This is a genomic window from Novacetimonas cocois (genome assembly GCF_003311635.1).
In the GTDB taxonomy this organism is placed as follows: domain Bacteria; phylum Pseudomonadota; class Alphaproteobacteria; order Acetobacterales; family Acetobacteraceae; genus Novacetimonas; species Novacetimonas cocois.
The window spans coordinates 218393-230411 of record NZ_QEXL01000002.1; the positions used below are offsets into that span (position 1 = coordinate 218393).

Sequence of the window (12019 nt, forward strand, 5' to 3'; positions counted from 1 at the left end):
ATGTGATGACAGTGGGGAGCGCGGGCTGGCGGCGCAAGGGCGCGCGCCAAAGATATTACGCATCCCGTCGCATCCGTCCCGCCCGGCGGCCGGCGGGAACGCCGTCACCCGTTCCCCAGCGGCGGCGGCACGCGTGCCTCCCGCAGGGCCTGCGCCTGACGTTCCGCCAGCTTCGCGCGATCGAAATCCTCGATCATTTCCTGGAACAGGCGATACCAGTTCAGCCGTGCCTTGAGCCGCAGGAACACGCTGCCCAGCCCGATGGCCGAACGGTCCACCAGCACGAACGGACGCGGCGGCCGCACCCCGCCGGTGCGCTTCAGCCCGGCATAGACCCGTTCCGCCACCGCGCGGCCATATTGCGGGTCGTTCTCTTCCTGAATGGCCCGCACGCGGTCCTGCATCAGCGGTTCATAGATGAAACGCGCCCATTCGTTGAGCACCCGCATCGTCTCACGCGACATGCCGGTGAACCCCCACCCCTGATAGGCGTGATAGGCAAGGTCCTCGTCATTGGTTTCAAGTGCGCGGTACAGGTCGATGATGCCCTGGACGAAGGACGGCGGGAAAACACGGATCGCCCCGAAATCCAGCAGGTTGATGCCGTAATCGTCGCGCACGGTGAAATTGCCCATGTGCGGGTCGCCATGGATGACACCGTAACGGTACAGCGGAATGTACCATGCGTGGAACAGCGAACGCGCCATCATGTTGCGCTGTTCCTGATCGGGATCGGTATCCAGCACCTTCTGGATGCCACGGCCCGTCACCCATTCCATCGTCAGCAGCCGCTTCGTGCATAGCTGCTCGATCGGGGCGGGGACCGTCACGTCCGGCGATCCGGCCAGCATGATGCGATACAGCCGCATGTTCGCGGCCTCACGCGTGTAATCGAGTTCCTCGTACAGCCGGGCCTCAAGCTCCTCCAGCACGTCGTCCTGCTGAATGGTGCTGTCGATGCGATAGAACAGGCCCACGGCCATGCGGAACTGCCGCAGGTCGGATTCGACCGTTGCCTTCATGTCCGGATACTGCAGCTTGCACGCAACCACCCGGCCATCAGGCAGGACGGCGCGATGCACCTGTCCCAGGCTGGCGGCGGCCGCCGCCTCGCGCCCGAAACTGCGGAAATTGCGTTCCCAGTTCGGGCCAAGTTCGCTCGCCATGCGGCGGCGGACGAAATTCCATCCCATCGCCGGGGCATTCGCCTGCAGCTGCGCCAGTTCGACGGCGTATTCCTCGGGCAGGGCGCCGGGGATGGTAGACAAAAGCTGCGCGCCCTTCATCAGCGGCCCCTTGAGCCCGCCCAGCGCGGTCTTCAGGTCGCCCGCATGCATCGTCCGGTCGGAGCGGAAGCCCATCTTGTGCCCGGCGATCCGGGCCGCGATTCCCCCCATCGTGCCGGAGGTACGGACCATGCGGCGAAATTCGCCAAACAGTCCGCCGTTATCGAGATCCCGTTCTTCCGCCACGTCAGGTACGCTCCAGTTCATCAATAAATCCGGCGATCACATCCAGCCCGCGGTTCCAGAAACCGGGGTCGGCCGCATCCAGCCCGAAGGGCGCCAGCAGTTCGCGATGCCGTTTCGTGCCGCCCGCGCGCAGCATGTCCAGGTACTTGTCCTGGAATCCCGGATGCCCGGACTGAAACACATCATATAGGGCGTTCACAAGACAGTCTCCAAACGCATAGGCATAGACGTAGAACGGCGAATGGATGAAATGCGGCACATATGTCCAGTAAACATCATATTCCGGCGCGAACTCGAACGCCGGGCCAAGGCTTTCGGCCTGTGTCTGGCGCCAGATTTCGCCAATGCGTTCCGGCAGCAGCTCACCCGCGCGACGCTCATCATGCACCAGCGTCTCGAACCGGTAGAACGCGATCTGGCGCACGACGGTATTGAGCATGTCCTCCACCTTCGCCGCCAGCATCAGCCGCCGACGCGTGGGATCGGTCTGTGCGTCCAGCAGCGCGCGGAAGGTCAGCATCTCGCCAAACACGCTGGCGGTTTCAGCCAGCGTCAGCGGCGTGCCCGACATCAGGTATCCCTGCTGCCCCGCCAGCACCTGATGCACGCCATGACCCAGCTCATGCGCCAGCGTCATCACGTCGCGCGTGCGACCGCGATAGTTGAGCAGGAGGTAGGGATGCGCCGAGGGCACGGTCGGATGAGCGAACGCGCCGGACGCCTTGCCCGGCACCGGTGGCGCGTCGATCCACGGATTGTCGAAAAACCGCCGCCCGATTTCCCCCATGCGCGGGTCAAACCCTTCATACGCGCCCAGTACCTGCGCGGTTGCGTCCTTCCATGGGACAAGGGGTTCCGCCTGCGTGGTCAGCGGCGCATTGCGGTCCCAGTACTGCAGCTTTTCCACGCCCAGCCATTTCGCCTTGAGCGCGTAATAGCGGTGCGACAGCCGTGGATAGGAGGTCGTGACGGCCTGCACCAGCGCATCGACCACCGCGTCCTCCACCATGTTGGCGCAGTTGCGGGCCGATGTCGGGCGCGGGTAATGACGCAGCGTATCGGTAATGGCCTTGTCCTTGGCCAGGGTGTTCGTCACCAGCGAAAACAGCCGCAGCCGTTCCGTCAGGGTCTCCCCCACCGCCTTCGCCGCGCGGGCGCGCACGTTCTGGTCGGACGAGGACATCCGGTCCAGCGCCGTGCCCAGCGTCAGATCTTCCCCATCCAGCGACACGCGCAGGCTGGCCATCGTCTCGTCAAACAGGCGGTTCCACGCGGCCGCCCCCGTGACGGATTTTTCATGCAGGACCGATTCGACCTCATCGGACAGCTGATAGGGGCGGAAAACCCGCAGGTCGCGGATGAACGGCTCCCAATGGGCCAGCGCCGGATCGGAAAGCTGCCGGGCGAGGACATCATCGGGGATGCGGTTCATCTCCAGCGTGAAAAACAGCAGGTGGGTGGAAATGGCCGTCAGGCGTTCGTTCACCGACTGGCTGAAGCGCGCGATCCGGGCATCGGCCGAATTGGCGGCGAACAGCAGCTGGGCATAGGACGCGGCCCGGCCCAGCACTTCGTCAATGCGCTGGTATTCCGCGATGGCCGATGCCACCGCCGCGCCATCCGCCTGCGCCAGTTTCCCGCGCCATGCCTGTGCGAAGGCACGCGAATCCTCATCCGCCTGCTCCAGGTCCGTCTGCAGGCGTGGCGATTCGGGGCTTTCATACAGGTCACGCAGGTCCCATCGCGGCAGGGTCTCGTCCCACGCCGACGCGGCGGCCCCATCCGCCCCTGCGTGCGCGGAGGATGGCGCGTGCGCGCCGCGCGTGAGGAAACGGGAAAAATACAGATCGGACATCGGACCAACACCAGTCATCGCAAGAGGCCTCCGCAAACGGGTCACGGAAATCCCGGGTTCCAGTAATGGAGAATCTAGTCCCTCTGCCCCGCCAGTGCGACCCCCTGATGCCACATTCCCTGAAAACGGACAGGGCCGGGGATAAAAACCCCCGGCCCTGTCACAATGTTTCCCGATACCGGGGCAGACGACGCCCCGGCGCGTCCCGGCCGCGCGTCAGGCGCTGCGGGGCAGTTCGACCGGGGCAAAGCCGATGACCCTGGCATATTCGCGCGGCACGACATGCCAGAAACGCGGCAGCACCTTGTCCCAGTTATGCAGCAGCAGCTCGGCATAGCGGCTGCTGGTTTCGCGCACATGGGTTTCCACCTGTTCGCGCAGGGCGGCTTCCCATTTCGGGTCCTCGACACGGCTCCATGTCAGGGTGTCGGGATTGACCCGCTCCTCGAACGTGCCGCTTGCGTCATAGACAAAGGCCATGCCGCCGGTGAAGCCCGCGCCGAAATTGTCCCCGATTTCCCCAAGGATCACGACGAGGCCGCCCGTCATGTATTCGCACCCGTTGGAGCCACATCCCTCCACCACGCCGATCGCGCCGGAATTGCGCACGGCAAAGCGTTCGCCCGCCTGCCCCGCCGCATACAGCGCGCCTGCGGTTGCGCCATACAGCACGGTGTTGCCGATGATGGCATTTTCGTTGGACACGAGGTTGGACGAAGGCGACTGCCGCACGATGATCGTCGCCCCCGACAGGCCCTTGCCGACATAATCGTTGGCGTCGCCCAGCACCTCGAGCTTGAGGCCCTGCACCGCGAACGCGCCCAGCGACTGCCCCGCCGAACCACGCAGGCGCACCGTCAGGTGCCCCGGAACCAGCCGGTCCATGCCGAACTGCCGCACGATGAGCGAGGAAATGCGCGTGCCGATCGCGCGATGCGTATTCTGCACGTTGTACTGCAGCTGCATCTTCTCCCCATGATCGAACAGGGGCCGCGCATCGGCGATCATCTGCGCATCCAGCGTCTCCGGCACCTCGTTGCGGCCTTCGCGCGTGCAGTAGCGCGCATGCGGCCCCGGATCGGCCTGCGCCAGCAGGGAATTGAGGTCGAGGTCATCGAGGTAGTCCGCCCCACGCAGCACCTGATGCAGGAGGTCGGTGCGGCCGATCACCTCGTTAAGCGTCGCAAAGCCGAGAGAGGCAAGGATGTTGCGCACGTCCTCCGCGATGAAGGAGAACAGGTTGATCACCTTCTCCGGCGTGCCTTCGAACTTGCGGCGCAGGTCCTCGTCCTGGGTGCACACGCCCACCGGGCAGGTGTTGGAATGGCACTGGCGCACCATGATGCAGCCCATCGCGACAAGGCTCGCGGTGCCGATCCCGAATTCCTCCGCCCCCAGCATGGCGGCGATCACCACGTCGCGCCCGGTCTTCAGCCCGCCATCGGTGCGCAGCTTCACCCGGTGGCGCAGGCGGTTGAGCATCAGCACCTGATGCGCCTCGGCCAGGCCAAGTTCCCACGGCATGCCGGCGTACTTGACCGAACTCTGCGGACTGGCGCCTGTGCCCCCGCTATGGCCGGAAATCAGGATCGCGTCCGCCTTGGCCTTCGCCACGCCCGCCGCGATCGTGCCGATGCCCGAACGCGCCACCAGCTTGACGGTCACGGTGGCCTCCGGATTGATCTGCTTGAGGTCGTAGATCAGCTGGGCCAGATCCTCGATGGAATAGATGTCGTGGTGCGGCGGGGGGGAAATCAGCGTCACGCCCGGCGTCGCATGACGCAGCTTCGCGATCAGGCCCGTCACCTTGAAGCCGGGAAGCTGCCCGCCCTCGCCCGGTTTCGCGCCCTGCGCCATCTTGATCTCGATCTCGCGGCAGTCATTGAGGTACTGCGCGGTCACACCGAACCGGCCCGATGCGATCTGCTTGATCGCGGACGACGCGTTATCGCCGTTGGAACGCGGCTTCGCACGGGCAGGGTCCTCGCCCCCCTCGCCTGAATCGGACTTCGCCCCGATGCGGTTCATCGCGATCGACAGCGTCTCGTGCGCTTCGGGCGACAGCGCGCCGAGCGAAATCCCAGGCGCGATCAGGCGCTTGCGCAGTTCGGTGATGCTTTCGACCGATTCCACCGCGATGGGCGTGCGCCCGCCCCGGAAATCGAGCAGGTCGCGCAACGCCACCGGCGGCTGGCGCCGCACCGCGTCGGCATAACGCTGGTAGATGGAGAAGCTGTCGGTCGCCACCGCCGTCTGCAGCATGTGGATCAGCGTGCCGTCAAAGGCATGCACCTCCCCCGTGCGGCGCAGCTTGTAACGTCCCCCCACCGGCAGGGATTCGATCTGGCGGTCCCATGCCTTTTCATGGAAGCTCAGCACATTGCGCGCGATGCCCAGCAGGCCGATGCCCGAAATGCGCGAAGGCATGCCGGGAAAGAATTCCGCCGTCAGGGCGCGCGACAGGCCGATCGCCTCGAAATTATAGCCACCGCGATAGGCCGCGACGACGGAAATGCCCATCTTGGACATGATCTTCAGCAGGCCCTTGTTGACGGCCTTGCGGTAACGCTCCACCGCCTCGCCAAAGGACATGTCGCCAAACAGGCCGCGACGGTGCCGATCGGCGATGCTTTCCTGCGCCAGGTACGGATTGACCGTCGTGGCCCCCACCCCGATCGTCACCGCGATGGCATGGACATCCAGCGCCCCGGCCGACCGCACGTTCAGCGAGGTAAAGGTACGCAGCGACTGCCGCACGAGATGCGTATGCACCGCCGCCGTCGCAAGGATCATGGGGATATAGGCGCGTTCCGCCGACTGGTGTTCGTCGGTCAGGAAGACATGCGTGCATCCGCGCCGCACATGATCCTCCGCCTCCGTGCGGATGCGCGCAATCGCTTCGCGCAGCCCGGCCTCCCCGTCCGCCGCGGGGAAGGTGCAGTCGATGACGCAGGCATTGTCACCGCAGAACTCCCTCAGCGCCTGGAACTCGCCCGTCGTCAGCACCGGCGTCGGAAGCTGGAGCAGGTCGCACTGCGTCTCGCTTTCCTCAAGGATGTTGCCAAGATTGCCCAGACGGGTCACGAGGCTCATCACCCGGGTTTCGCGCAGGCTGTCGATGGGGGGGTTGGTGACCTGGCTGAAGGCCTGGCGGAAATAATGCGCAAGCCCGCGATAGCGCGTGGACAGCACCGCAAGCGGCGTATCGTCGCCCATGGAGCCGATGGCCTCGGCGGCATTTTCAACCATGGGCTGGAGGATGACCTCCAGCTCCTCCAGCGTGGTGCCGACCGCAAGCTGCCGGCGTCGCAGGTTCTCGCCCTCGTACAGGCTCAGCTCCCGGCTGCCCGCACGCACGAGGCAGGAGATGTCGCGCGTGCGCTTCACCCAGCCCGAAAAGTCCTGCCGCGCGGAGAGCATGTCCAGAAGCTGGTCATTGTTGTAAAGCCGCGCCTCCCTGAGGTCGAGCGCCAGCGACTGCCCCGGCCCGAGGCGGCCACGGCTGACGATGTCGGCCTCCGGCACCTTCACCATGCCGGTTTCCGAACCCACGATCAGCAGACCGCCCGACGTGATGGTATAGCGCAGGGGCCGCAGGCCGCTGCGGTCCAGCCCGGCCAGCATCCACCGCCCGTCCGTCGCGCAGATCGCGGCCGGCCCGTCCCACGGTTCCATCACCGCGTTGCAGTACGAATACATGTCCTTGTGCCGCTGCGGCATGGCGGAATTGCCGCCGATGCTGGCGGGCACCATCAGGCAGCGCGCCATCGGCGCGTCACGCCCCGCAAAGGTCAGCAGTTCAAAGACATTGTCAAAGCACGCCGTATCCGACCCCTGCGCCTGCACCACGGGCTTGAGGTCATCCATGTACGCATCCAGCGCCGGATCGGCCAGCCGCGTCTCGTGGCTTTTCATCCAGTTGACGTTGCCGGAAATGGTGTTGATCTCGCCATTATGGGCAAGGCGGCGGAACGGCTGCGCCAGCTTCCATGTCGGGAAGGTATTGGTGGAATAACGCTGGTGATAGATCGCAAAGCGGCTGACGAAACGCGGGTCCAGCAGGTCGGGATAGAACTCCGTCAGATGCTCCGCCAGGAACATGCCCTTGTAGATCAGCGAACGGCACGACAGCGAACAGACATACAGGTCCACCTGGTTGGCGATCGCGCTTTTCTCGATCCGGCGGCGGATGACATACAGGTCTCGCTCGAACGCGTCTTCCTGCGTGCCGGGCGTGTTGCGGATCAGGATCTGTTCGATTTCCGGCCGCGTGGCGTTCGCCTTGTCCCCGATACAATCGGTGTTGATCGGCACCTGACGCCAGCCATAGATCGCATAGCCGAAGGCGAGGATCTCGCTCTCGATGATCTGGCGGCAGCGTTCCTGGGCCGCGATGTCGGTCTTGGGCAGGAAGATCATGCCCACCGCGATCTGGCTGTCCACGCTGGCGTCGCCGCCGATATGGATGGCATCGGCAAAGAAATCCTGCGGGATTTCGACATGGATGCCCGCGCCGTCGCCAGTCTTGCCATCCGCATCGACTGCGCCACGGTGCCATACGGCCTTCAGCGCGGCAATCCCCGCCTCCACCACGTCGCGGCGCGGCTTGCCGTCAAGGGCGGCGACCATGCCGACGCCGCACGCATCATGCTCCTGCGCAGGGTCATACAGGCCCGAAATCGCCTGGGCATTGTCATGCCATTCGCGCACAAAATCGTCCGTCGGGGCCGTGTGCTGTGCTGTGTGCTGGTCCATTGTCGTTACTCCGCCGCTTCGGCGCGCACGGCCGCCACGGTCTCAAGCCAGCGGTGCATCTGCGCCGCCGCGTCCCGTCCATCGCGGATGGCCCACACCACAAGGCTGGCCCCCCGCACGATATCGCCCGCGGCGAACACGCCGGGCAGGCTGGTCATGAATGTCTGCCGGTCCACCATCAGGGTGCCCCAGCGCGAAACCTCGAGCTCCGGCTGCCCCCACAGGGTCGGCAGCGGTTCGGGGTCGAAGCCAAGGGCCTTGACCACGAGGTCGGCCTCCAGCGTGAAGGCGCTGCCTTCGACCGGCTCCACCGACTGCCGCCCGCTGGCGTCGGGCAGGCCGAGCTTCATGCGCACGGCGCGCACGCCGGTGACATGCCCATCGCCAAGGAAGGCCTCCGGCCCGGCGAGCCAGACGAACTCCACGCCTTCTTCTTCCGCGTTCTTCACCTCCCGCACCGAGCCGGGCATGTTGGCGCGGTCGCGGCGATACAGGCATTTTACCGACCGCGCGCCCTGCCGGATGGCGGTGCGTACGCAGTCCATCGCGGTATCGCCGCCGCCGATCACGACCACGGACTTACCCGCCGCGTTCAGCGCGCCGGATTCGTACTCCGCCACACTGTCGCCGAGGGAGACGCGGTTCGACGCGGTCAGGTAATCCAGCGCCCGCACGATCCCGCCCAGGCCCGCGCCGGGACCGCCGATATCGCGCGATTTGTACACGCCCGTTGTGATCAGCACCGCGTCATGGCGGTCATGAAGGGTGGAAAATGCGATGGTATCGTCACCGTCCACATCCGCGACCCCCCTGCCCAGATGAAAGGTGACGCCGGACTCCTCCAGCAGGCGATGGCGGCGCAGGACGATGTCCTTCTCCAGCTTGAAGCCGGGGATGCCATACATCATCAGCCCGCCGATGCGGTCATAACGGTCATAGACATGGACCTGAAAACCAAGTTCACGCAGTTGCACGGCAGCGGCGAGGCCACCGGGACCGGCCCCGATGATGCCGACCGTCTGCGTGCGCTCGGCCACCGGACGTACCGGCCTGACCCAGCCCTGCTCGAACGCGGTGTCGGTGATGAAACGCTCCACCGCGCCGATGGTGACGCTTTCGAATCCCGGCTCGATCACGCAGTTGCCTTCGCACAGGCGGTCCTGCGGACAGATGCGGCCACAGATTTCGGGGAAGTTGTTGGTGGCGGAGGACACTTCATAGGCTTCCTCCAGCCGTCCGGCCGCCGTCATCATCAGCCAGTCGGGAATGTTGTTGCCCAGCGGACAGTGCACCGAACAGAAGGGCACCCCGCACTGCGAACAGCGCGAGGACTGGGTCTGCGCCTGCGTGAGGGGCAGTTCGTCATAGATTTCATTGAAATCCCGGCGCCGTGCCTCGGCAGGCCGCTTTTCAGGCTGCTCCTGCGCAACAGAGACGAATTTCAGCATGCGCTCGGTCATCGGGCTGCCCCTCGGGTCTGGAAATCATGCGAACGCACCCCTGTGCGCCTTTTGTGCGTCACACCTACGCAAGGCGGGGGAGGAATAAAAGACAGTATTGCTGTCGTTTTTACGGAAAATACACAAAATGGCGCTGCATGGCTTCTGAAATATCCTCAACCCGACCGAAAACGCGCCAGATATTGCGCAGCCATCATTTCCAGTGACACGGGCGTGATCCCCAGCAGGTCGAAGCCGCGCATCCCCTCCGCCACCACATTGTCGGAACAGAGCATCGAAAGCTGATCGCGCGTCAGCACCCGGCCGGGCAGGCGTTCAAGGAACAGCGCCTGGATCCGCGCCAGCCACATCGGCACCGGCAGCACGGGACGCGGATGTCCTGCAGCGCCCGCGATCCATCGCACCATGTCCTCCATGCGCCATATGCGCGGGCCGCCAAGCTCGAAGATATCGCCCGCCGTGTGGCTGTCGCGCGCGATGCGGCGAATCGCCTCGGCCACGTCGCCCACGTACACCGGCTGGAAACGCGTCGCGGCGCCATAGACCGGCAGGACCGGAAGATAGCGCGCCATGCGCCCGAACATGTTGGTGAAATGATCCTCCGCCCCGAAGATGATGGAGGGACGCACGATCACGGCCTCTGCCATGTGGCGGACGACCTCCGCCTCCCCCAGTCCCTTGCTGCGGCCATAGGCGGAAACGGCCCCCGGCGCCGCGCCGATGGCCGACATGTGGATCAGCGCCCCCACCCCGGCGGACGCGCACAGGCGCGCGACGCGCCCGGCGCCCTCGACATGCACGGCGGTGAACGAGGCATGGCGCCCGGGGGCAAGGATACCGACCAGATTGACCACCAGATCGCTTCCCTCGATGGCTGCCACGCTCGAACGTTCCTCCAGCACGGAGGCATAGATGGGAACGATCTGCCCCACATCGCCCATCGGGCGCATCTGCGCCGCGCGGTCCGGGCGGCGCGACGCGACGCGCACCACGTAACCATCGCGCGCCAGCCGACCGACCAGATGCCGTCCCACAAATCCGGTCCCGCCAAAGACCGTTGCGACCCTGCGAATCCCCATCTGGCGCCTCTCCTACCTGTTTTCCGCCCCGGCGTTCCACTCCGGCTTTTCAGGCCGGATTTCCGTGCCGGTCCGCGATCATGACGCACCCGCGCCGTGCATGCACCTCATTCCGGCGGGATCGTCCGTCGTGCCGTAAAAAGGCCGTCCGCCGCGGGTGCGCAAAAAAAACGTCATCGAATTCAAAAAAATACACCAATCCCTGTTGACCGCGCGATGGGCTCAGACTAGAAACCGCTTCACACCACCCCGGCAACGGGGAGCCTCTGAGCCCAGATGGCGGAATTGGTAGACGCGCAGGTTTCAGGTACCTGTGGCCGCAAGGTCGTGGAAGTTCGAGTCTTCTTCTGGGCACCAGCTTTTTTCCAAAAAAGTCAGACTGAAAATCCTACCGGACTGTTGTCCGGCCGGATTTCCCGGTTCGCCGGATGGCCAATGCAGCCAAATAGTGGCGCATTCGCATCAATCCCCCCTGTTCCCGATACGAATTTGGTGTAAACCGCGACAATGTTCACACCGTCGGCATATCGCCGTCTGGATGCTGGCAAAGTGGCATGGTGCGCGCCCCGGTCTGGATTTCCCTGTCCCGACCGTGTGGAATCGTCTTTTGTATCCTGTCGCTCCATACCACATGCCACGGACCGACACCGTTACGGAGCATGACGCACGATGCCTGAGACCGCCGTACCCGACACAATCCATTTCCATCGCGGCGACCTGCCCGCCGATGTGAGCTTTTCGGGCATGGTGGCCGTCGATACGGAGACAATGGGCCTCAACCCGCATCGCGACCGCCTGTGCCTGGTGCAGCTGTCGGGCGGTGACGGGCATGCCCATCTGGTACAGATCCCCGCAGGGGCGAAAGCGGCGGATTTCCCCAACCTGATCCGCGTGCTGTGCGATGCGACGGTGCCGAAACTGATGCATTTCGCCCGCTTTGACGTCGGCATCCTGCAATATACCTTCAACATCACGGTCGCACCCGTCATCTGCACCAAGATCGCCTCGAAGCTCGTGCGGACCTATACCGACCGTCACGGGCTTGCGAACCTGTGCCGGGAACTTCTGGGCATCGAACTGAGCAAGCAGCAGCAGAGTTCCGACTGGGGCGCGCCGTGCCTGACCCCGCAGCAGCAGATCTATGCCGCCTCCGACGTGCTGTACCTGCATGCGCTGTGGGCGAAGCTGGAGGCACTGCTTGTGCGCGAGGGACGCCGCGAACTGGCGCAGGCGTGCTATGACTTCATGCCCACGCGCGCGCGTCTGGATATCCTTGGCTACGATGAACCGGACCTGTTCGCCCATCGGGCGGCGTGACCCCTCCTTGTCCCACCCGTTTCCCGGCATGCGCGGGAACACTTTCATAACGATACAGAAAAAACCGGCATGACCCACAGC

Annotated in this window: 6 protein-coding genes and 1 tRNA gene; 2 read left to right on the plus strand and 5 right to left on the minus strand. The window is 64.8% G+C overall.

Going from position 1 to position 12019, the window contains the following annotated elements; genetic code table 11:
- Positions 1-104 precede the first annotated feature (104 nt).
- From NJLHNGOC_RS02650 to NJLHNGOC_RS02670, 5 genes are all read right to left on the minus strand, one after another.
- Positions 105-1493, minus strand: a complete 1389-nt coding sequence (locus tag NJLHNGOC_RS02650; RefSeq protein ID WP_113594959.1) for an ABC1 kinase family protein — start codon at positions 1491-1493, stop codon at positions 105-107.
- Positions 1474-3327 carry a M3 family oligoendopeptidase gene (locus NJLHNGOC_RS02655; protein ID WP_408890466.1) on the minus strand — a complete coding sequence of 618 codons (1854 nt, stop codon included), beginning with the start codon at positions 3325-3327 and terminating at the stop codon, positions 1474-1476. Before NJLHNGOC_RS02655 ends, NJLHNGOC_RS02650 begins: the two co-directional genes overlap by 20 nt.
- 216 nt (positions 3328-3543) lie before the next feature.
- Positions 3544-8082 carry a glutamate synthase large subunit gene (gene gltB, locus NJLHNGOC_RS02660; protein ID WP_113594961.1) on the minus strand — a complete coding sequence of 1513 codons (4539 nt, stop codon included), beginning with the start codon at positions 8080-8082 and terminating at the stop codon, positions 3544-3546.
- 5 nt (positions 8083-8087) lie between these two features.
- Positions 8088-9542: an NAD(P)-dependent oxidoreductase gene (locus NJLHNGOC_RS02665; RefSeq protein ID WP_113594962.1), complete on the minus strand. Its 1455-nt coding sequence runs from the start codon at positions 9540-9542 to the stop codon at positions 8088-8090.
- A gap of 155 nt (positions 9543-9697) precedes the next feature.
- Complete coding sequence (locus NJLHNGOC_RS02670; RefSeq protein WP_113594963.1) at positions 9698-10621, minus strand: complex I NDUFA9 subunit family protein; 924 nt, start codon at positions 10619-10621, stop codon at positions 9698-9700.
- Positions 10622-10891: 270 nt separating this feature from the next.
- Here NJLHNGOC_RS02670 and NJLHNGOC_RS02675 point away from each other — a divergent pair.
- Positions 10892-10978, plus strand: a tRNA-Leu gene (locus NJLHNGOC_RS02675).
- A gap of 312 nt (positions 10979-11290) precedes the next feature.
- Positions 11291-11938 carry a ribonuclease D gene (locus NJLHNGOC_RS02680; protein ID WP_113594964.1) on the plus strand — a complete coding sequence of 216 codons (648 nt, stop codon included), beginning with the start codon at positions 11291-11293 and terminating at the stop codon, positions 11936-11938.
- Positions 11939-12019 lie beyond the last annotated feature (81 nt).